15 protein-coding genes and 1 pseudogene are annotated in these 21,491 nt (G+C 65.0%); 4 read left to right on the top strand and 12 right to left on the bottom strand.

Features of this window, described 5'->3' with window-relative positions; all coding sequences use genetic code 11:
* Genes G7079_RS08100 through G7079_RS08085 form a run of 4 tightly spaced genes read right to left on the bottom strand, consistent with a single transcriptional unit; the run spans position 1 to position 5,915 of the window.
* Positions 1-1,164 carry an MFS transporter gene (locus G7079_RS08100; RefSeq protein WP_166057882.1) on the bottom strand — a complete coding sequence of 388 codons (1,164 nt, stop codon included), beginning with the start codon at positions 1,162-1,164 and terminating at the stop codon, positions 1-3.
* Positions 1,165-1,210: 46 nt separating this feature from the next.
* Positions 1,211-3,895, bottom strand: a complete 2,685-nt coding sequence (metH, locus tag G7079_RS08095) for a methionine synthase (protein WP_166056823.1) — start codon at positions 3,893-3,895, stop codon at positions 1,211-1,213.
* Positions 3,892-4,989, bottom strand: coding sequence for a homocysteine S-methyltransferase family protein (locus G7079_RS08090; RefSeq protein ID WP_240906148.1), 1,098 nt, complete (start codon positions 4,987-4,989; stop codon positions 3,892-3,894). Before G7079_RS08090 ends, metH begins: the two co-directional genes overlap by 4 nt.
* The gene (locus tag G7079_RS08085; protein WP_166056822.1) at positions 4,986-5,915 is read right to left on the bottom strand and encodes a metalloregulator ArsR/SmtB family transcription factor; all 930 of its coding nucleotides are present in this window, start codon (positions 5,913-5,915) and stop codon (positions 4,986-4,988) included. Before G7079_RS08085 ends, G7079_RS08090 begins: the two co-directional genes overlap by 4 nt.
* A 137-nt stretch (positions 5,916-6,052) precedes the next feature.
* Here G7079_RS08085 and G7079_RS08080 point away from each other — a divergent pair, with 137 nt between their 5' ends.
* The 4 genes and pseudogenes from G7079_RS08080 to G7079_RS08065 all read left to right on the top strand — a co-directional run bounded on the left by G7079_RS08080 (position 6,053) and on the right by G7079_RS08065 (position 14,035).
* Entirely contained in the window at positions 6,053-7,201 is a 1,149-nt protein-coding gene (locus tag G7079_RS08080; RefSeq protein WP_166056821.1) for an acyl-CoA dehydrogenase family protein, read from the top strand.
* Positions 7,202-7,333: 132 nt separating this feature from the next.
* Positions 7,334-12,247, top strand: a pseudogene (locus G7079_RS08075) (NAD-glutamate dehydrogenase domain-containing protein); the annotation flags it as partial.
* Between the two features lie 58 nt (positions 12,248-12,305).
* Positions 12,306-13,073 carry an NAD kinase gene (locus G7079_RS08070; protein WP_166056819.1) on the top strand — a complete coding sequence of 256 codons (768 nt, stop codon included), beginning with the start codon at positions 12,306-12,308 and terminating at the stop codon, positions 13,071-13,073.
* A gap of 53 nt (positions 13,074-13,126) precedes the next feature.
* A complete protein-coding gene (locus G7079_RS08065; RefSeq protein ID WP_166056818.1) occupies positions 13,127-14,035 on the top strand; it encodes a 5'-nucleotidase in 909 nt (302 codons plus the stop codon).
* Between the two features lie 5 nt (positions 14,036-14,040).
* Here G7079_RS08065 and G7079_RS08060 read toward each other — a convergent pair whose 3' ends face one another.
* The 8 genes from G7079_RS08060 to can all read right to left on the bottom strand — a co-directional run bounded on the left by G7079_RS08060 (position 14,041) and on the right by can (position 21,490).
* Entirely contained in the window at positions 14,041-14,625 is a 585-nt protein-coding gene (locus tag G7079_RS08060; protein WP_166056816.1) for a DUF2939 domain-containing protein, read from the bottom strand.
* Between the two features lie 20 nt (positions 14,626-14,645).
* Positions 14,646-16,091, bottom strand: coding sequence for an exodeoxyribonuclease I (sbcB, locus tag G7079_RS08055; protein ID WP_166056815.1), 1,446 nt, complete (start codon positions 16,089-16,091; stop codon positions 14,646-14,648).
* 118 nt (positions 16,092-16,209) lie between these two features.
* Complete coding sequence (locus tag G7079_RS08050; RefSeq protein ID WP_166056814.1) at positions 16,210-17,559, bottom strand: NAD(P)/FAD-dependent oxidoreductase; 1,350 nt, start codon at positions 17,557-17,559, stop codon at positions 16,210-16,212.
* Positions 17,549-18,823 carry a kynureninase gene (gene kynU / locus G7079_RS08045; protein WP_166056813.1) on the bottom strand — a complete coding sequence of 425 codons (1,275 nt, stop codon included), beginning with the start codon at positions 18,821-18,823 and terminating at the stop codon, positions 17,549-17,551. The genes G7079_RS08050 and kynU overlap by 11 nt, the downstream gene beginning before the upstream one ends.
* On the bottom strand, positions 18,820-19,845 hold the full coding sequence (locus G7079_RS08040) for an amidohydrolase family protein (RefSeq protein ID WP_166056812.1): 1,026 nt from the start codon (positions 19,843-19,845) through the stop codon (positions 18,820-18,822). Before G7079_RS08040 ends, kynU begins: the two co-directional genes overlap by 4 nt.
* Before the next feature lies 1 nt (position 19,846).
* Complete coding sequence (locus G7079_RS08035) at positions 19,847-20,398, bottom strand: 3-hydroxyanthranilate 3,4-dioxygenase (protein ID WP_166056811.1); 552 nt, start codon at positions 20,396-20,398, stop codon at positions 19,847-19,849.
* Between the two features lie 4 nt (positions 20,399-20,402).
* Positions 20,403-20,828, bottom strand: a complete 426-nt coding sequence (locus G7079_RS08030) for a RidA family protein (protein WP_240906147.1) — start codon at positions 20,826-20,828, stop codon at positions 20,403-20,405.
* Entirely contained in the window at positions 20,828-21,490 is a 663-nt protein-coding gene (can, locus tag G7079_RS08025) for a carbonate dehydratase (protein WP_166056809.1), read from the bottom strand. The genes G7079_RS08030 and can overlap by 1 nt, the downstream gene beginning before the upstream one ends.
* Position 21,491: the final 1 nt, after the last annotated feature.

Genomic DNA, 21,491 nt, shown 5'->3' with positions numbered 1-21,491 from the left:
TCAGGCCGCTGCCAGTGCTACGCGGGGTTTGCGCAGCAACCAGTACCAAGCCACGCTACAGGCCGCGAGCGCGATGAACCCCGACACCGCGAACGCGGTCTGCCCGCTGAAGCGCCACAACTGGCCGGCCAGTAGCGCCCCGATCACACCGCCCACGCCCGACGACAAACCGTAGAACACGCCTTGGCCATGACCGTTGTGGCGACCCGGGAAATATTCGGCCAACAACAGCATCGCCGCCGCGAAGAACGCCGCGAAACTGAAGGCATGGGTGGCTTGCGCCGCCACCATCACCGGCAACGAATCCGGCCATGCCGCGGTCACCCACCAGCGCAGCACGGTGATTCCAAGGGAGAACACCAGCAGGCGACGCGCGCCCCAGCGACGGAAGATCCGTTGCGACAGGAACAGCAGGCCGATCTCGACCAACACGCCGATGCTCCACAACACGCCCTGCACGGAGGGCGAATAACCGTGCTCGCCCAGGTAGATCGAGAAGAACGTGTAGTAAGGGCCGAACGACACCTGGATCAGGAATGCGGCGGCGAAGAAGGCGCTCACCTCCGGCCTGCGCAAGCGCGCGCGGAAACCCGCCTCGTCGCCATGTTCAATCGTTGGCGGCGGCTCCGCATACTGGTTATTGAAGGCGGAGACCAGCAGTACCACGAACAACGACAGCATCATCCAAGGCAACCAGGCCGCGCCGAACGCATCGATCAGCACGCCGAAGCCCGCGACGACCAGGATGAAACCGATCGAGCCCCAGACCCGGATCAGGCCGTACAGGTCGGTACGCCCGTGCAGGTGCGACTGCGTGATTGACTCGAACTGCGGCATCACCGCGTTGTAGAAGAAGCAGAACGCGCACATCACCGCGAACAAGCCGGCGAACTTCCATGGCATCAAGAAGCCAGCGAAGCAGATCACGGTCAACGCGCAGCCCAGGTGCAGCCAACGGATCGGGCGGGACGAGCGCGAAGCGAGCATCGTCCACGTGCTCGGGGCCACGATTCGCGTTGCGTACCACAAGCTCATCAGCACGCTGATCGCGGCGATGCCCATCCCCTGCGACTGCAGGTACAAGCTCCAGTACGGGGTAAACGCGCCCAGCACGGCGTAGTAGGCGAAGTAGAAACTCGCCAGCCGCAACATCGGCACAGGCAGGTGGTTGGAGTGCGTCATGCGTTCGATGCGGCGCCGCGGCCGCGGCTCATTCCGGATCGTAATCCAGATTGGCCGCCAGCCAGCGCTCGGCCTGCGCAAGGCTGACACCCTTGCGTCGCGCGTAGTCCTCGACCTGTTCCTTCGATACCCGCCCGAGCACGAAATACTGGCTCTGTGGATGGCTGAAATACCAGCCTGACACGGACGATGCCGGGGTCATCGCGAAGCTTTCGGTCAGCGCCATGCCTGCATTGTTCCCGGCGTCCAGCATGCGGAACAGCGTCGCCTTTTCGCTGTGCTCGGGGCAGGCCGGGTAACCGGGAGCGGGACGAATGCCTCGGTACTGCTCGTCGATGATGGCGTCGACATCCAGCGACTCGTCCTCCGCATAGCCCCAGAATTCGGTGCGCACGCGCTGGTGCATGCGTTCGGCCAGGGTTTCGGCCAGACGGTCGGCCAGCGCCTTCAGCAGGATCGCGTTGTAATCGTCGTGGTCGGCCTCGAAACGAGCGACGTGTTCGTCGATACCAAGTCCTGCGGTCACCGCGAACGCGCCGATCCAGTCCTGCTTGCCGGCATCGTTGGGCGCGATGAAATCGGCCAGGCAGAAATCTGGGCGCTCGACCGGCTTGTCCACTTGCTGGCGCAGGAAGTGCAGCGTGGTGGGAGTGCCGTCCACATCGACGATCACGTCGTCACCGACGGCCTGCGCCGGGAACAGGCCGATGACCGCCTTCGCCCGTAACCACTTCTCGTCCACGATGCGCTTGAGCATCGCCTTTGCGTCCGCGAACAGTTCGCGCGCCTGTGCGCCGACGATGGCGTCGTTGAGGATTGCCGGATAGCGGCCGGCCAGTTCCCATGTGTTGAAGAACGGCGTCCAGTCGATCAGCGGGATCAGTTCGGCCAGTGGGTAGTCGTCGAATACATGCTGACCGGGTTGCTTCGGCGCTGGCGGCGTGTAGTTCGTCCAGTCGCCGTTGAAGCGTTGCGCACGCGCCTTTTCCAGCGAGACCAGCCGCTTGGCATCGCCGCGATTGCGATGTCGCTGGCGGATTTCCGCATAGTCGTTGGCTGCTGCATCCACGAAACCACCGCGCAACTCCGGCGAGACCAGCGACTGCGCTACGCCCACCGCGCGCGAGGCATCCTTCACCCAGATCGTCGGCGACTTGTAATGCGGGTCGATCTTCAGCGCGGTATGCGCGCGTGAGGTGGTCGCACCGCCGATCAGCAAGGGCATGGTGAAGCCCTGGCGCTGCATTTCGCGCGCCACGTGGCTCATTTCTTCCAGCGAAGGCGTGATCAGCCCGGACAGGCCGACGATATCGGCGCCGACTTCACGCGCGGTATCGAGGATCTTCTGCGCCGGTACCATCACGCCGAGGTCGATCACCTCGAAGTTGTTGCAGGCCAAGACCACGCCAACAATATTTTTGCCGATGTCGTGCACATCGCCCTTGACCGTGGCCATCACGATCTTGCCGTTGTTCTTGCCGGAATCGCCAGTGCGTAGCTTTTCCGCTTCGATGAAAGGCAGCAGCCAGGCCACCGCCTTCTTCATCACGCGGGCGGACTTCACCACTTGTGGCAAGAACATCTTGCCGGCACCGAACAGGTCGCCGACCACGTTCATGCCATCCATCAGCGGGCCTTCGATCACGTCCAGCGGGCGCGTGGATTGCAGGCGCGCTTCCTCGGTATCGGCTTCGATATAGGCGTCGATGCCGTGCACCAGCGCATGGCTCAGGCGCTCGCGCACCGGCTTGTCGCGCCAGCGCAGGTCTTCGGTCTTCTTCTCGCCTTTCTTGCCCTTGAACCTGTCGGCGATCTCCAGCAGGCGTTCGGTGCCGTCGCTGCGGCGGTTGAGCACCACATCCTCGACGCGCTCGCGCAGTTCGGGATCAAGATCGTCATACAGGGGCAGGGCGCCGGCGTTGACGATGCCCATGTCCATGCCGGCGCGGATCGCGTGGTACAGGAACACCACGTGGATGGCCTGCCGCACCGGCTCGTTGCCGCGGAAGCTGAAGCTGACGTTCGACACACCACCGGAAATGTGGCTGTGCGGGAAGCGCCGCTTCAATTCGCGAGCGGCTTCGATGAAGGCCACCGCATAGCCATCGTGCTCCTCGATGCCGGTGGCGATCGCGAATACGTTGGGATCGAAGATGATGTCCTCGGGCGGGAAACCGATCTCTTCGGTGAGCAGCTTGTAGGCACGTGAACTGATCTCGACCTTGCGCTCGACGGTATCGGCTTGACCCTGTTCGTCGAAGGCCATGACCACCACGGCGGCGCCATAGCGACGCACCAGCCGCGCCTGGCGCAAGAATTCAGCCTCGCCTTCCTTCATCGAGATCGAGTTGACGATGCCCTTGCCCTGCAGGCACTTCAGACCAGCCTCGATCACGCTCCACTTCGATGAATCCACCATCACCGGAATGCGAGCGATGTCGGGCTCGGCGGCGATCAGGTTGAGGTACTCGACCATCGCCTTTTCGGAATCGAGCAAGCCCTCGTCCATGTTGACGTCGATGACCTGCGCGCCGTTCTCGACCTGCTGGCGTGCGACTACCACCGCTTCGTCCAGCCGGCCTTCCAGGATCAGTTTCTTGAACTGTGCGCTGCCGGTGACATTGGTGCGCTCGCCGACGTTGACGAAGTTGGACTCCGGGGTGATCTGCAGCGGTTCCAGACCGCTGAGCCGGGTGTTGCGGGCGAGACTCATGCGGCGTCGGCCAACTTCGGAATCGGGCGCGGCGCGATGCCGGCCACGGCGTGCGCAATGGCCGCGATGTGTTCGGGCGAGGTGCCGCAGCAGCCACCCACCAGGTTAAGCAGGCCGCTATCGGCGAATTCACGCAGCACGCCAGCCATGTCTTCCGGGGTTTCGTCGTAGCCACCGAAGGCATTCGGCAGGCCGGCGTTCGGGTGGCAGCTGACGTTGGTATCCGCAACCTGGGCGAGTACGTCGATATGCTGGCGCAGGTCTTTCGCACCCAGCGCGCAGTTCAGGCCGATCGCCATTGGTTGCGCATGGCGCAGCGAATACCAGAAGGCTTCGGCGGTCTGGCCAGACAAGGTACGGCCGGAGGCATCGGTGATCGTGCCGGAGATCATCACCGGCAGGCGCGCACCGATCTCCTCGAACACATCGTCGATGGCGAACAGCGCGGCCTTGGCGTTGAGCGTGTCGAATACGGTTTCGACCATCAGGATATCGGCGCCGCCTTCGATCAGGCCACGTGCGGCTTCGCGGTAGGCCTCGGCCAACTCGTCGAAGCTGATCGCGCGGAAGCCGGGACGATTCACGTCGGGGCTGAGCGATGCGGTGCGCGAGGTCGGGCCGAGTACGCCGATCACGAAACGCGGCTTCGACGGATCGCGCAACTCGATGGCATCGCATTCGGCACGCGCCAGCGCCGCACCTTCGCGATTGAGTTCGCGCACCAGGTGCTGCAGGCGGTAATCGGCCAGCGAGATGCTGGTGGAATTGAAGGTATTGGTTTCGAGCAAGTCCGCGCCCGCTTCCAGATACTGACGATGGATGTCTCGGATAATCTCGGGGCGGGTCAGGCTGAGCAGATCGTTGTTGCCACGCTGGTCGTGGCTCTCGCAACCGCAGCCGGGGCCATGCGCATGGCCGTCGGTGGCGAACAGGGCGTCGTAGCCTTCGGCAAAGCGTTCGCCGCGATAGTCGGCTTCCTGCAGTTCGTGGCGCTGGATCATGGTGCCCATCGCACCGTCGATGATCAGGATGCGTTGTGCCAGCGCGGCTTCCAGCGCTGCGACACGTTGCGGATGTTTCCACGGCAGGCTCACGGCTTGACCCCGATCAGCGAGATCACCTCGAAATGCGGCGGGCGTTTCTCGCGGGTCACGGTTTCGCTGCTGGCGATGCTCAGCCCGGCCTTGTCGGCGAACTTGCGCAGTTCCTTTTCGGTGAAGCCGAGGTTCTGGTGTCCGTAGGCTTCCACCGCATTGCGGTGCTCGTGCTTGGCCAGGCTGGACAGCAACAGGCGACCGCCCTTGCGCAGCACGCGCGCGGCTTCGGCCACGGCCTGCGCGGGTTTGTCGGCATAGGTCAGCGCGTGCATCAGCACCACCAGGTCGAAGCTGCCGTCCTTGAACGGCAGCGCGTGCATGTCGCCTTCGCGGACTTCGACATTGGTGAAGCGGCGCAGGCGTTCGGCGGCGGCGGCGACCACGCGCTGGCTGGAATCGATGCAGACGTAGCGATTGGAATGCGGGGCGAGAAGTTCGGCCAGCACGCCATCGCCGGAGGCGATATCGAGCACATCGCCCGGCTCCAGCAGCGGCAGGGCGGTGCGTGCCAGCGCTTCCCAGGTGCGGCCCGGCGAGTAATGGCGCTCCATGTCGCCGGCCACGCTGTCCGCCCAGTTCTGGTCGGCGGCGCGCATCGCCAGCACGGCGGGCACGCGTTCGGCATCCTGGCGCAGCAATGGGTCATCGCTGCCGGCGCTGATCGACTGCCACAGGGCACGTTGCGCCGGATCCAGTGCGGCATCATCGAAGCGGTAGTAGGCGGACACCCCGGCGCGACGGTCGCGGACGATGCCGGCCTCCTTCAACTTGGCCAGATGCGTGGACACGCGCGGTTGCGCGAGCTGGGTGATCGCGGACAATTCGGCCACGGTCAGTTCCTCGCCCTCGAGCAGGGCGAGCAGGCGTACGCGGGTCGCGTCCGCGAACACCTTCAGTCGTGACGACCAGCCTTCCAGATCCATATATATCTTTCCATCGCGATTCAACGATAAGTGTCCGCCGTTGCTTGCTGCAGGTCAAGTCGGCGGCGCCCGCGGGGTGGGGTTTGCGCAAGCTCGGGGCTACAATTGCAATCCTTTGCAATCGAGTGGAGCAGGCCGTGGATTTTGGGTTCACCGAAGAGCAGCTGATGATCCAGGACGTGGCCCGGCGCATCGCGCAGGAGAAAATCGCGCCCAGCGCCGAGCACCACGACCAGACCGGCGAATTCCCGCTGGCCAACATCCGCACCCTCGGCGAGAACGGCCTGATGGGCATCGAAGTGCCGGCCGAATACGGCGGCGCCGGCATGGACCCGATCAGCTATGTGCTGGCGATGGTGGAAATCGCCGCCGCCGACGCTGCCCACAGCACGATCGTGTCGGTAAACAACTCGCTGTTCTGCAACGGCATCCTGACCTTCGGCACCGAGGCGCAGAAACAGTTGTACGTGCGCGCCATCGCCGAAGGCCGCGAGATCGGCGCGTTCGCGCTGACCGAGCCGCAATCCGGCTCCGATGCCACCGCGATGCGCTGCAAGGCCAGCAAGCAGGCGGACGGCAGCTTCATCGTCAACGGCAAGAAGAGCTGGATCACCTCCGGCCCGGTGGCCAAGTACATCGTGCTGTTCGCCATGACCGATCCGGACAAGGGCGCGCGCGGCATCACCGCGTTCATGATCGATACCGACCGCGCGGGCTTCCATCGCGGCAAGACCGAGCCGAAGCTCGGCATCCGCGCCAGCGCCACCTGCGAGATCGAATTCACCGATTACGTGGTCCAGCCCGACGAAGTGCTGGGCGATGAAGGCCACGGCTTCAAGATCGCGATGAGCGTGCTGGATGCCGGGCGCATCGGCATCGCCAGCCAGGCCATCGGCCTTGCCCGCGCCGCCTACGAGGCCACGCTGGCCTACGTGAAGGAGCGCAAGGCATTCGGGCAGCCGATCGGCGCGTTCCAGATGACCCAGGCCAAGATCGCCGACATGAAGTGCAAGCTCGACGCCTCGCTGCTGCTGACCTTGCGCGCGGCCTGGCTGAAGGGGCAGGGCAAGCGCTTCACCACCGAAGCCGCGGTCGCCAAGCTCACCGCCTCCGAGGCCGCGATGTGGATCACCCACCAGGCGCTGCAGATCCACGGCGGCATGGGCTATTCCAAGGAAATGCCGATCGAGCGTTATTTCCGCGACGCCAAGATCACCGAAATCTACGAAGGCACCAGTGAAATCCAGAGGCTTGTGATCGCCCGACATGAAACCGGCCTGCGCTGATCCGCGCAGGCAGTGACATCCGAGAAGGCCGCAGCGCGTGGCCTGTGATCCAGGAACAACGTCGCCGCGCATGCGCGGCTTTCGTCCATCAAGGCAACCCTCGCAATGAACAGCAAAGCCGACAACAGCGATTCCGCTTCCATCAAACCGATCCTGGCCGCCCTGGCCAAGCGCCTGCCGAAGGCGAAGCAGGCCGAGGCGCAGGCCTTCGCCAACGCCTTCTACCAGCGCATGAGCGCCGACGAGGCCGCGCAGCACGGTGCCGACGGCTGGGCCGCGCTGGCTGCGGACATCCTCGATTTCGCGCGTGCGCGCAAACGTGGCAAAGCCAATGTGCGCCTGTTCAACCCGACCCTGAAGGAACACGGCTGGGAATCCGCGCACACCGTGGTGCAGGTGGTGAACGACGACATGCCGTTCCTGGTCGATTCGGTGACCATGGCGCTGGCCGAGCAGGGCATCGGCGTGCACGTGCTGGGCCACCCGGTGATGGCGATCACCCGCGACAAGGCCGGCAAGCTCACCAACGTGGGCGAGGGCGCGTTGGAATCCTTCATCCACCTGGAGATCGACCGCCAGCCGCAGGCCGCGATGGCCGCGATCAAGTCCGCCATCGACAAGGTGTTGGAAGACGTGCGCGCGATGGTGGTCGACTGGGAACCGATGCACGCGAAGATGCTTGCGGTCGCCGATGGCATGACCGAACGGCGCATGCCGGTCTCCGACGAAGGCAAGCGCGAGGCGCAGGAATTCCTGCGCTGGGCCGCCAACGACCATTTCACCTTCCTCGGCTACCGCGAATACAAGGTGGTCAAGCAAGGCAAGGCGGAAATGCTGGTGGCCGACGAAAGCAGCGGTCTGGGCCTGTTGCGCGGCAAGGATGCGGGCAAGCCGCGTGCGCTGGCTTCGCTGGCGGCGCACTACATGCCGCAAAGCGGTTCGGTGGATGCGCTGATCCTGACCAAGACCAATGCGCGCGCCACAGTGCACCGCCCGGGTTACATGGACTACATCGGCGTGCTCAGCTTCGACAAGGCCGGCAAGCCGGTCGCCGAGCAGCGCTTCCTCGGCCTGTACACCTCCAGCGCCTACAACCGCCGCCCGTGGGAAATCCCGCTGGTGCGCGAGCGCCACGAATACGTGATGCGCCAGTCGGGCCTCAACCCGACCAGCCACAGCGGCAAGGCGCTGCGCCATATCCTGGAAACCCTGCCGCGCGACGAGCTGTTCCAGTCCAGCGAGGAAGAACTGTCCCGCACCACCATGGGCATCCTGGGCCTGCAGGAGCGCGTGCGCAGCAAGCTGTTCCTGCGCCGCGACCGCTACGGCCGCTATTTCTCCGCGCTGGTCTACGTGCCGCGCGACCGCATGAGCACGCAGTTGCGCCATCGCGTCGAGAACATGCTCAAGCGCGCCCTGCACGGTGAGCACATCGATACCACCGTGCAGATCGGCGAATCGCCGCTGGCGCAGATGCACATGATCGTGCGCCCGGCCAAGGCCGGCGAGCCGGTCGAAGTCGACATGCCCGCGCTGGAAGACAAGCTGGCGGAGATCGTCCGCGACTGGCGCGACGAATTGCGCGAGCAGCTGGTCTCGCGCCATGGCGAGGAAGCCGGCCTGAAACTGGCCAATCACTACGGCCGTGCGTTGCCCGCCGGCTACATCGAGGAGGTCAGCCCGGCGATCGCGGCGGCGGACGTCGACCATCTGGCGGCGCTGACCGGCCCGGACGACCTGCGCCTGTCGCTGTATCGCTCGCGCCGCAAGGACGGCGGGCTGCGCTTCAAACTGTATCGCCAGCTGGACGACATCCCGTTGTCCGATGCGCTGCCGATGATGGAGAACATGGGCCTTCGGGTGCTCTCGGAACATCCGTACAAGGTCGATGCCGCCGACGGCGTGTCCTTCATCCAGGATTTCGAAGTCGAATCGCTGCAGGGCGAACTGGACGTCGATGCGATCGACGAAAACTTCGAGGAGGCCTTCGCCCGCCTGTGGCGCGGCGATGCCGAAAACGACGGCTTCAACCGCCTGATCCTAGCGGCCGGCCTGTCGTGGAAGCAGGTTGCGATGTTGCGCAGCTACTGCAAGTACCTGCTGCAGATCGGGGTGCCGTTCTCGCAGGCCTACATGGAAGCCACGCTGGCCCGTTATCCGCTGCTGTCGCGCCTGCTGGTGGAACTGTTCGAGGCGCGCTTCGATCCCTGCACCGGCAAGGAAAGCGATGCCGAGATCAAGCGCGGCATGAGCCGCTTCGGCGCGCAGCTGAAGGCGTTGGCCGGCGCGGATGAAGCCGCATTGGCTGCATTGCAGACCGTGATCGGCGCGCGCAACGGCAAGCGCGAGCAGCAGGTCGAGGCGACGCGGAACGCATTGATCGGCCTGATGGATCGCGTCTCCAGCCTGGACGAAGACCGCATCCTGCGCAGCTTCATCGGCGTGATCGATGCCACCCTGCGCACCAGCTACTACATCGACTACAAGGACGGCTTGCGCAAGGACGGCGGCCCGGCCGACTACGTCAGCTACAAGCTGGATTCTTCGCTGGTGCCGGACCTGCCGAAGCCGCGTCCGTATCGCGAAATCTGGGTCTGTGGCCCGCGCGTGGAAGGCATCCACCTGCGCTTCGGCCCGGTGGCGCGTGGTGGTCTGCGCTGGTCGGATCGTCGCGAAGACTTCCGCACCGAAGTGCTGGGCCTGGTCAAGGCGCAGATGGTGAAGAACACGGTGATCGTGCCGGTGGGCAGCAAGGGCGGCTTCTACGCGAAGCAGTTGCCGGACGCCTCGGTTGATCGCGACGCCTGGTTCAAGGAAGGCGTGGCCTGCTACAAGCGCTTCATCAACGGCCTGCTGGACATCACCGACAACCTGGCGGCGGACGGCAAGCTCTTGCCGCCTGCCGGCGTGGTGCGCCATGACGGCGACGATCCCTACCTGGTGGTCGCCGCCGACAAGGGCACCGCGACGTTCTCCGACATCGCCAACGGCATCGCCCAGGCGCATGGCTTCTGGCTGGACGATGCGTTCGCCTCCGGCGGTTCGGTCGGTTACGACCACAAGGGCATGGGCATCACCGCGCGTGGTGCCTGGGAATCGGTCAAGCGCCATTTCCGCGCGATGGGCCGCAATTCGCAGAAGGAAGATTTCACCTGCGTCGGCATCGGCGACATGTCGGGCGACGTGTTCGGCAACGGCATGCTGCTGAGCAAGCACATCCGCCTGCTGGCCGCGTTCGACCATCGCCACATCTTCATCGATCCGAATCCGGATGCGGCCGTGTCCTTCAAGGAGCGCGCGCGGATGTTCAAGCTGGAGCGCTCGAACTGGGAGGATTACAACAAGGCGCTGATCAGCAAGGGTGGCGGCGTGTGGCCGCGTGGTGCGAAGTCGATCCCGCTGTCGGCCGAAGCCAAGGCTGCGCTGGGCATCGATGCCGACGTGGCCTCGATGAGCCCGGCCGACCTGATGAGCGCGATCCTGAAGTCGCCGGTCGACCTGCTGTGGAACGGCGGAATCGGCACCTATGTGAAGTCCAGCCGCGAAACCAATGCGGACGTCGGTGATCGCGCCAACAACGCATTGCGCGTGGACGGCAGCCAGCTGCGTTGCAAGGTGGTGGGCGAGGGCGGCAACCTGGGGCTCACCCAGCTGGGCCGCATCGAAGCGGCCCAGCATGGCGTGCTGCTCAATACCGACTTCATCGACAACTCCGCCGGCGTGGACACCTCCGACCACGAGGTGAACATCAAGATCCTGCTCAATGGCGAAGTGCAGAAGAAGAAGCTGACCCTGCCGGAACGCAACAAGCTGCTGGCGTCGATGACCAACGAGGTCGCCGACCTGGTGCTCAACGACAATTACCGGCAGAACCAGACCCTGACCCTGATGGAGCGCATGAGCGCGAGTCGGTTGGGTTCGAAGATGCACTTCATCAGCACGCTTGAATCGCAAGGCTTGCTGGATCGGCAGATCGAGTTCCTGCCGACCGATGCCGAAGTCGCCGAACGCAAGCTGCGCGGCATGGGCCTGACGCGTCCTGAACTGTCTGTGCTGCTGTCGTATTCCAAGCTGGTCGCGTATCCGCAGCTGCTGGCCTCCGACGTGCCGGAAGACCCGTACCTGTCGAAGGAGCTGGAGCGCTACTTCCCGCAGCCGCTGCAGGCCAAGTACGCCAAGGCGATGCAGCACCACCGCCTGAAGCGCGAAATCATCGCCACCGCGGTCACCAACTCCACCATCAACCGCATGGGCGCCACCTTCCTGATGCGCATGCAGGAAGACAGCGGCCGCAGCATCGGTGAGATCGCCCGCGCCTACACCATCACCCGCGAAACGCTGGACGCGCGCGAGCTGTGGACCCAGATCGACGCGTTGGACGGCAAGGTCGCCGAATCGGTGCAGATCGACGCCTTGCAGGTGATCTGGGAACTGCAGCGCGGTTTCACCCGCTGGCTGCTGTCGCGTGCAGGCGCGGTACCCGCGATCACCGCCGCGGTGGAGCGCTACCACGACGGTTTCCGCGACATCCGCGCTGGCGAAGGCATCTTGCCGCCCTCGCAGCGTCCGACCTACGAGGCCACCCGCAAGGATTGGCGCGAAAAGGGCGTGCCGGCGGCGTTGGCCGACCAGCTCGCGGCCCTGCCTTACCTGGAAGCCAGCCCGAACATCATCGAGCTCGCGCGCGAGCGCAAGCTGCGCGCGGTGGAAGTCGCCAAGGTCTATTTCCGCCTGGCCGATGCGCTGCGCGAGCCGTGGCTGCGCGAACAAATCGAAGCGCTGAAGGTCGATGGCCGCTGGCATGCGGTGGCGCGCGGCGTGTTGCGCGATGAGCTTTCCTCACAGATGCGCACCCTGACCAACCAGGTGTTGGCGATGCCGGGCAAGGATGCCGATGCCAAGGTCACAGCCTGGCTGGAGCGCGACGATTCCACGCTGCGCTTCACCCTGTCGATGCTGACCGAGCTCGCCGCGCAGAAGGCGTTGGACTATCCGACCGCTTCGGTGGCGGTGCAACGCCTGGCGCAGCTCGCCTCGCGCGGATGATGGAAATCGCCCTTTCCTGCAGGGGAAAGCGGCGACGGGTTCGGGGTATGCTCAGGCCATGAGCATGCCCCGACTTGCATTGTTGGCCAGCCCCGCGGATGAGGCACAAGCCGCGTTGATGGCGTTGACGGCCGTGCATGGCACGGTCGCGCCACAGGACGCCGACGTGATCGTCGCCTTGGGCGGCGACGGCTTCATGCTGCAGACCCTGCACCGGCATGGCGCACTCGGCAAGCCGGTGTACGGCATGAAGCTGGGCACGGTCGGCTTCCTGATGAACCATCATCGCGTCGAAGACCTAGAGCAGCGCATCGCCAGTGCCGAACCGGCGGTGCTGCACCCGCTTGAAATGCTCGCGCAGACCGAGTCCGGTGCTACGGTCGGATCGCTTGCCTACAACGAGGTCTCGCTGTTGCGACAGACCCGGCAGGCGGCGCATGTCGGCATCGAACTCAACGGACAGCTGCGGCTGGACGAACTGATCTGCGATGGCGTGATGGTCGCCACCCCGGCTGGCAGCACTGCCTACAACTTCTCCGCCAGCGGGCCGATCCTGCCCCTGGGTGCCAACGTGATGGCACTCACTCCGATCGCCCCGTTCCGCCCGCGACGCTGGCGCGGAGCGGTGCTCAAGTCCGGGACCGAAGTGCGTTTCCGCGTGCTGGATCCGCACAAGCGCCCGGTGAGTGCGACCGCCGATTCGCATGAGGTGCGCGACGTGGTCGAAGTGCTGGTGCGCGAACAGCGCGAGCGTAGCGTGACCCTGTTGTTCGATCCGGAGCACAACCTCGAGGAACGCATCCTCGCGGAACAATTCACCTCCTGACTCCGCACCGGGTGGTCGCAATGCGCGCGACCGGGATCGTGGACAATGCGCGCATGTCCGAACCCGTCGCCATCCTCACCATCGCCATCACCACCCGTGCGTTGTTCCACATGGAGGACAGCCATGCCGTGTTCGAGCGCGAAGGCATCGCAGCGTTTGCCGAGCACCAGCGCAGGCACGAGGACGACTTGCTGGAGCCGGGCATCGCCTTCCCGTTGGCGCGCAAGCTGCTCGCGCTCAACCAGGGCGTGCCCACCGATGCGCCGCGGGTCGAAGTGATCCTGCTGTCGCGCAATTCCTCCGATACCGGCCTGCGCGTGTTCAATTCGATCCAGCACCACGGCTTGGACATCCGCCGCGCCACGTTCACCGCAGGCGCCCCGGTCTGGCCCTACATCAAGCCGTTCGGCGCGCAGCTGTTCCTGTCGGCGAATCCGGAGTCCGTGCGCAATGCGCTGGAGGCCGGCGTTGCCGCCGCCACCATCCTGCCGGCGCGTGCCGGCGAATCGCGCCATCACCAGTTGCGCATCGCTTTCGACGGCGACGCGGTGATCTTCAGCGACGAGAGCGAACGCGTCTCGCGCGAGCAGGGCGTGGAGGCATTCGGCCGCCACGAGCGCGAACGCGCGCGCGAGCCGCTTTCGGGCGGGCCGTTCCGCGGCTTCCTGGCCGCCTTGCACGACCTGCAGGCCGCTTACCCGGCCCGCGATGATGCACCGATCCGTACCGCACTGGTCACCGCGCGCTCCGCACCCGCGCATGAACGCGTGATCCGCACCCTGCGCGAGTGGGAGGTGCGGCTGGACGAAGCCCTGTTCCTAGGTGGCCGCGACAAGGGCCCGTTCCTGGAGGCGTTCGGCGCCGACATCTTCTTCGACGACTCGCCGCACAACATCGATTCGGCGCGCCGCCATGTCGCCGCTGGCCACGTGCCGCATGGCGTGGCCAACGCAGGTACGTAAGCCGCTCAATCCGGCAAGCGGATACCGGTCAGTTTCCAGGAAAGGCCGTTGCGCGTGAATTCGAACACCATGGGCTTGCCCTCCGCACTCGCGACGGTCGCCGTGAATACGGATGCTGATTCAAAGCCTGTCCGGGCACCTTTGAGCGGATCATATGTTTCCAAGCGTTTGCCAGGAACCGCCTTGCCGCTGACTTGTTTTACGAGGGCCGTGCTGCGCAGCAAGGTCGCGATTCCAATCGGGGACACCATCGCGTCGATCGCAGGCTCGGAGATGACCGCCGTGACCCCCGATACCATGCTGGATGCATCGCTTCGGCCCATGCGCCCGACGATGCTTCCCGCGATCCGTTGCTGAATCTGCGGCCTGATGCTTTCGCGGAGCTTGTCGAAGTCGACGTAGCGTGGAAGCCCGCCATATTCTCCGTTCGCCACCACATCGCGAATGCCGTTGATCGCCAGGTAGGGGCCAGCAGCGGCGAACGCGAACATTGCAAGGAGCAATACGCCGATGCCGGCCAGCAGCCATTTCGTCTTTTGCGTCATCGGAGCGCCTGTCTCTGGGATGCCGATATCGTGCGCAATCGACATGGACTCGGCAAGTACAAACTTCAACGCAGGCTGGTGTCTATTTCGCGCCCCCAATCCTGCAGTCGATCCAGCAATACCAGCTTGTTGCCATCCGTCGCATGCTCGATCCGCAGCTGCGCGATCTCGTCGTTGAACTCCGTGAATGTCGATTCCGACAAACTGCTGTCCACGTCCAGCCGCTCGCGCCGGTACGCGTTCCAGAGTTCGCGTTCGGCCGGCAGCAGGCTGTCCGGCCAGTTGCGGGCGCGGTAGCGGAACAGCAGTTCGGGCAGGCGTTCGTCCCGGAAGGCGTATTGCGCCTTGGTCAGCAGATGCGGCGGTGTGCCGCGCACCTGCGCGAACAGGCGCTTGTCGCTGTCGCCGATGAAACCGTCGTACAGCGCGGCATCGACATCCACGGTTTCCGCGGGGCGTTCGCGCGCGAAGACGCGCCGTACCTTTTCGGCGATCGCGGGAGCGAACGCGCGGATGCGCGCGGCGCGTTTCTGCACCACGTCCGGATCGATGCCCAGCCGGGCAAAATCCGCCTCACGCAGGTGATCCCAGGCAACCAGCGCGGGGCATTTGTTGACATGCACTTCCTTCAGCGGGACGCGTGCATCGCCTTCCGGCAGGTCGGCTTGCCTGATGTACAAACGTTCGACGATGGCGCCGGCATCCAGCTCGAGCAAAGCATCCGGCTCGCTGTCGAGGTCGAACACGATCACCCGTGAATCGATCTGCGGATGCCGCGCCAGCGGGATCACCGGCGCCGCGCACAGGCGCGAGGCAGGATAGCGCTGCGAGACATGCAGCAGCGGTGTCATGTCGGTGGTATCCAGCAGCGATGCGGCATAACGCTTGTTGCGCAGGCGCAGCGCGTACTCCCACAGGCGCGGCTGATGCTGGCGGAACAGGCGGGCAAGGCCGATGGTCGCGCGTACGTCGCTCAAGGCTTCATGCGCATCGCCGATGCGCAGTCCATTGTCCTCGGCCAAGTGCTCCAGCTTGAAGCTGGTGCCGTTCCCATCCTCGCGCTGGCGCCAGGCGATGCCTTCCGGGCGCAAGGCGTGCATCAGGCGCAATGCGTCCAGCAGATCCCAACGCGAGTTGCCGGCCTTCCATTCGCGTTCGTAGGCGTCGTGGAAATTGCGGTACAGGCCGTAGCGGACGAACTCGTCGTCGAAACGCAGCGAGTTGTAGCCGGCGCTACAGGTCTCCGGCCGCGCCATTTCATCCATGATGCGGGCGAAGGCGACCGCTTCGTTGACGCCCTCGCGCAGCGCGTCCTGCGGGGCGATGCCGGTGATCAGGGTGGCGATGGGCGAGGGCAGCAGGTCGTCGGCCGGCTGCACGAAGAACGAGATCGGCTCGTCGATTTCGTTCAATGCCTCGTCGGTGCGGATCGCCGCGAACTGGGCGATGCGGCTGCGGCGCGGGTTGGCGCCGAAGGTCTCGAGGTCGTAGAACAGGAAGCTGGCGGTCATGCGGGCATTGTAGGAGCGATTTCACGATGCGACGAAGGCAGCGGTGGCCATTCGCTTCGCGGCTCGAAATGCCGCTGCGCGATCACCCGACGGTCTCGCCGTCGCCCGCATGCCGCCGCTACAGTAGTTCCAGCTGCGCGAGCACTTCGGCATCCACGGCGTCCCAATCGATCCCATCGAGCGAATCCTTCCCGCGCGTGGCGTCGATCAGTATTTCGCGCTGCACCTCGCTGCGCTGCAGGGCCATGGAGTAGGGGACGCGCATGAAGCTGACCATCGCGTAATGCGGCACGAAGCGGCCAGGATGACGTTCCTGCAGGGCCAGCTCCAGCTGGCGCTGCAGCAGGAAGCTGGCGTCGTCGACCTTGTCGCGCATTTCGATGTAGTTTTCCAGCGCCATCTGCTGGATCGCTTCGGCATCCGGCTTGCGCTGGGCTTCGAACGCGGCGAAGGCATCAGCCAGGGACGGGTTCGCCTCCAGATGGTCGGCCAGCGCCACGCAATCCTCGAACGCGCAGTTCATGCCCTGGCCGTGGAACGGCACCATCGCATGGGCGGCATCGCCGATCAGCACCGCACGGCCATCGAGGTGCCAGCGGTCGAGGTAGAGCGTGCCGAGCGTGCCGACCGGATTGGCATCGTAGTCCTGGCGGAGTTCCGGAATCAGCGGCAGGGTATCGGGGAAATCACGTTCGAACAGCGCCTGTGCATCGTCGGCGTCCTGCACCTGTTCGAAACTCGGGTACTCGCCGGTATGCGGCATGAACAGGGTGACCGTGAAGGTACGTTCGTCGTTGGGCAGGGCGATGCACATGTAATGACCGCGTGGCCAGATGTGCAAGGCATTGGGTTCGATGCGGAAGTCGCCGTCGGTCGCCGGCGGGATCTCGAGTTCCTTGTAGCCGTGATCCAGCCATTCGGTGCGTTCGTTCAACGGCTGCACCTTCGCGATCTGGCCGCGCAGGGTGGAACCGGCGCCATCGGCACCGATCAATGCGTGGAACGGGCGCACGACCTCGATCTCGTGGTGGCGAAACACGGCAAGGCCAGCATCGAAATCGACGCGCTCCAGTCCGTGGTCGAAGTGCAGGCGCGCACCATGCGATTCGGCGATGTCGAGCAGCACGATATTCAGTTCGCCACGATTGATCGACCAGATCACCTCGGAATCGTCGCGACCGTAGCGTTGCAGGCCGGGTTCGCCATGCAGCGGATGCACGTAGCGGCCGCGCATCATCACCGCCTGCTTCATCACTTCGCCATCGGCGCCGGCCTGGCGCAGTGCGTGCAGACCGCGTTCGGCCAACGCCAGGTTGATCGAACGGCCACCGGCATAGCCATGCACGCGTGGGTCGCCGCGACGCTCGAACACGTCCACCGACCAGCCGCGCTGGGCGAGCAGGGTGGCGAGCAGAGCGCCGGCCAGGCCGCCGCCAACAACGCTCAATTGGCGCGCATTACCTTGCATTGCGCCACTCCTGTACGGTGCTGGCGAAACGCAGGACATCAGCGTGCGTGTTGTACAGTGGCACCGGCGAGATGCGGATCACGTCGGGTTCGCGCCAGTCGCCGAGCACGCCGCGCGATGCGAGGAAATCGAACAGCTCGCGGCCGCGCTCGCGACCGCCGATGACGCGGATCGAGAGCTGGCAGCCGCGTTGCGCGACGTCGCGCGGGGTGACCACCTGCAGCTCCTCGCGTAGGTCGGCATCGATCAGCTGCTCGAGGTAGCCGGTCAATTGCTCCGACTTCGCACGCAGCGCTGGCATCGTCGCGCGGTCGTACAATTCCAACGACGCGCGCAGCGGTGCAAGGCCAAGGATCGGCGGGTTCGACAACTGCCAGCCATCCGCGCCGGGCGTGGGGTCGAACTGCGGGCCCATCTTGAAGCGCACGTCTTTGTTGTTGCCCCACCAGCCGGCGAAGCGCGGGCGCGCGGTGCGCGCATGGCGCTCATGGACGAAGCAGCCTGCGACCGCACCCGGGCCGGAATTCATGTATTTGTAGTGGCACCACACGGCGAAGTCGGCGCCGCTGTCATGCAATTGCAAGGGCAGGTTGCCGACGGCATGGGCCAGGTCGAAACCGACGATGGCGCCGGCCGCATGGCCAAGCCGCGCGATTTCCTTGAGGTCGAAGGCCTGGCCGGTGCGGTACTGCACGCCCGGCCACAGGATCATCGCCAACCGCTTGCTGTTCTCGTTGATCGCACGTTCGATCGCTTGCATCGAGAACGTGCCGTCGGGTTGGTCGGGTTCGACTTCGATCAACGTGTGCTGCGGCGGCAAGCCGCGATACTTGAGTTGCGATTCCACCGCGTAGCGATCCGACGGGAAGCTGCCGGCCTCGACCAGGATCGCGGTGCGTTCGATGGTCGGCTGGTAGAAGCTGACCATCATCAGGTGCAGGTTGGCGGTCAGCGAATTCATCGCCACCACTTCGGACGGTAGCGCGCCAACCACACGCGCCAGCGGATCGCGCACCAGCTCGTGGTAGGGCATCCACTGCGCCTGACCGGTGAAGTGGCCTTCCACGGCTTCGGTCGCCCACTTGTCCAGCACTTCCTCGACATGCGCGCGGGCGCCCTTCGGCTGCAGGCCCAGCGAATTGCCGACGAAGTAAGCCTGCGGCTTGCCGTCGTGCAGCGGCAGGTAGAACTCGTCGCGGAACGCGCGCAACGGATCGGCGGCGTCACACGACTGCGCGTACGCGTCGGAAAAAAGTTCGGTCATGCAAACCTCGATGCGGGCAGGCCGAGCCATTCCAGCGCGGTGCCGTGGTAGATGCGTGCGCGTTGCGTTTCGTCCAGCGCCAGGCGTTCGATGCCTTCACCGGGCACCTGTTCGCCGAGCGGGAAGGGATAGTCGGTGCCCAGCATCACGCGTTCTGTGCCGCACACTTCCAGCAGGTAACGCAGCGCGGCGTCATCCGCTACCCAGGAATCGAAATACAAACGTTTCAGGTACTCGCGCGGATTGCGGAAATTGTCGGTGGCGACAAGATCCGGGCGCATGTTGAAACCGTGCTCGATGCGGCCGATGGTGTAGGGGAAGCTGCCGCCGCCGTGGGCCATGCAAACGCGCAGTTTCGGCAGCCGTTCCAGCACGCCGCCGAACACCAGGCAGCAGGCCGCGCGCGATTGTTCCGCCGGCATCCCGACCAGCCACGGCAGCCAGTACTTGGGCATGGTGTCGGTGCCCATCATGTCCCAGGGATGCACCAGGATCGCCGCGCCCAGGTCGCTGGCGGCCTGGAAGAACTCGAACAGTTCCGGCGCGTCCAGGTTCCAGTGCGTGTCGTTCGGGCCGTTGAGGTGCGATCCGATCTGCACGCCCTGCAGGCCAAGCTCGTCCATGCAGCGTTCCAGTTCGCGGATCGCCAGCTGCGGGCTTTGCAGTGGCACCGTGCCGATCCCCGCGTAGTGGCGCGGGTAGTCGCGGCAGGTTTGCGCCATGTGGTCGTTCAGCGCCTTGTGCAGTTCCAGCGCGTGGTGCGGCTTGGCCCATTCGCTGAACATCACCGGTACCGTGCTCAGCACCTGCACCTGCACGCCGAAGCCGGAGTAGTCGTCGATGCGGATCTGCGGATCCCAGGTCTTCGGCCAGATCTCGCGAAAGAACTTGCCGTCCTTGTAGATGCGGTGGCGGCCGTCGTCGCCGTGGTGGATCACCGGGAAGCGGGCGTCGCCGTACTTCGCGGCAAGGTCGGGCCAGTCGCGCGGCAGGTAATGGGCGTGGGTGTCGATCTTGAGCATGTCAGGTGATGTCCGCCTGCGACTGCGCGTCCATCTCGTAGCGCGTCGGCCGCGGGTTCAACGTGCCGCATTGCGTGCAGGTGCGTAGTGCGTTGTCGCGGTAGAAGCGCTCGAACACGCGGAAGAAGTCCTGTTCGATGTCGACCAGGTGGAAAGATTCCTCGTACAGCTTGTGGTTGCAGCTGACGCAGAACCACATCAACGCATCGTCCTCGTGCGGCAGGCGCTTGCGCTCGATCACCAGGCCCACGCTGCCCGGCATGCGCTGCGGCGAATGCGGCACATGCGGCGGCAGGTAGAAGGTTTCGCCGGCGCGGATCGGGATGTCACGCGCGGCGCCATCTTCCTGGATGCGCAGCACCATCTCGCCCTCGAGCTGGTAGAACCACTCCGGGCCGTCCTCGTAGTGGTAATCGGTGCGCGCGTTCGGGCCGCCGACGATCATCACGATGTACTCGTCATCGACGATGCACTTGTTGCCAACCGGCGGCTTCAGCAGGTGGCGGTGTTCGTCGATCCAGGCCTGCAAGTTGATCGGTCCGGGCAGGGGCATGGGTTTAGTCCTTCAGCTGCGCGACGCACTTCAGCTCGATCGCGATGGGCGTGGGCAGGGCGGTGATGCCCAGGGTGGTGCGACAGGGCGCGCTGGCGGCATCGGGGAAATGCTCGGCCCAGATCGCGTTGTAGGCCTTGAAGTCGCGCGTCATGTCGGTGAGGTAGACGGTCACGTCCACCAGGTCGTCCCAACACGCGCCGCTGGCATCCAGCACTGCGCGCACGTTAGCGAACACGGCATGGGTCTGTGCTTCGATGTCGTATTTGCGCAGGCGGCCATCGGCGAAATATTCATTGCCGGGAATCGTGTTGTCGGCCGGGCTGCGTGGGCCGATGCCGGACAGGTACAGCGTGTTGCCGACGCGGCGCGCATGTGGATAGCTGCCAACGGCCTTGGGGGCGGCATCGGCGTGGATGGCATCGCTCATCAACGGTCTTCCTTGTCCATGCCGATCGCAGCCAGCGCGGTGGTGTACTGCGGTTCCAGCTGTTCGGGCGCGGACACGTTCAGGCCGAGGTCGTGCACGCGGCCGTCGCGCAGCGTGTATACCCAACCGTGCACGGACAGCGTCTGCCCGCGCGCCCAGGCATCGCGCACGATGGTGGTCTGGCAAACGTTCGCCACCTGTTCCAGCGCGTTGAGCTCGCACAGGCGGTCGTGCTGCAGGGACTCGTCGCCGGCTTCTTCCAGCAACATCGCATGCTTGGCCGAGACATCGCCGACGTGGCGGATCCAGTTGTCGGCCAGGCCCACGCGCGCATTGGTCAGCGCCGCATGCACGCCGCCGCAGCCATAGTGGCCGACCACCAAAATGTGTTCGACCTTGAGCAAGTCCACCGCGAACTGGATCACCGACAGGCAGTTGAGGTCGGTATGTACGACGACATTGGCGATGTTGCGATGGACGAACACCTCGCCCGGCGTCAGGTCCACCACCTGGTTGGCCGGTACCCGCGAATCCGAACAGCCGATCCACAGGTATTTCGGTGCCTGTTGTTTCGACAGGCGCTCGAAGAAGCCGGGATCTTCGCGCGAGATGCGTTCGGCCCAGGCGCGGTTGTTGTCGAGGAGGTTGTCGAGTCGGTTCATC

This window comes from Thermomonas sp. HDW16, assembly GCF_011302915.1.
Taxonomy (GTDB): Bacteria; Pseudomonadota; Gammaproteobacteria; order Xanthomonadales; family Xanthomonadaceae; genus Thermomonas.
This window is presented reverse-complemented; position numbering and strand designations above follow the sequence as displayed.

Bases quoted from the DNA above. Each gene is read 5' to 3' on its own strand.
- metH (WP_166056823.1), bottom strand. From the start codon at position 3,895: ATGAGTCTCGCCCGCAACACCCGGCTCAGCGGTCTGGAACCGCTGCAG.
- G7079_RS08085 (WP_166056822.1), bottom strand. From the start codon at position 5,915: ATGGATCTGGAAGGCTGGTCGTCACGACTGAAGGTGTTCGCGGACGCG.
- G7079_RS08070 (WP_166056819.1), top strand. From the start codon at position 12,306: ATGAGCATGCCCCGACTTGCATTGTTGGCCAGCCCCGCGGATGAGGCA.
- G7079_RS08065 (WP_166056818.1), top strand. From the start codon at position 13,127: ATGTCCGAACCCGTCGCCATCCTCACCATCGCCATCACCACCCGTGCG.
- G7079_RS08060 (WP_166056816.1), bottom strand. From the start codon at position 14,625: ATGTCGATTGCGCACGATATCGGCATCCCAGAGACAGGCGCTCCGATG.
- sbcB (WP_166056815.1), bottom strand. From the start codon at position 16,091: ATGACCGCCAGCTTCCTGTTCTACGACCTCGAGACCTTCGGCGCCAAC.
- G7079_RS08050 (WP_166056814.1), bottom strand. From the start codon at position 17,559: ATGCAAGGTAATGCGCGCCAATTGAGCGTTGTTGGCGGCGGCCTGGCC.
- kynU (WP_166056813.1), bottom strand. From the start codon at position 18,823: ATGACCGAACTTTTTTCCGACGCGTACGCGCAGTCGTGTGACGCCGCC.
- G7079_RS08040 (WP_166056812.1), bottom strand. From the start codon at position 19,845: ATGCTCAAGATCGACACCCACGCCCATTACCTGCCGCGCGACTGGCCC.
- G7079_RS08035 (WP_166056811.1), bottom strand. From the start codon at position 20,398: ATGCCCCTGCCCGGACCGATCAACTTGCAGGCCTGGATCGACGAACAC.
- G7079_RS08030 (WP_240906147.1), bottom strand. From the start codon at position 20,828: ATGAGCGATGCCATCCACGCCGATGCCGCCCCCAAGGCCGTTGGCAGC.
- can (WP_166056809.1), bottom strand. From the start codon at position 21,490: ATGAACCGACTCGACAACCTCCTCGACAACAACCGCGCCTGGGCCGAA.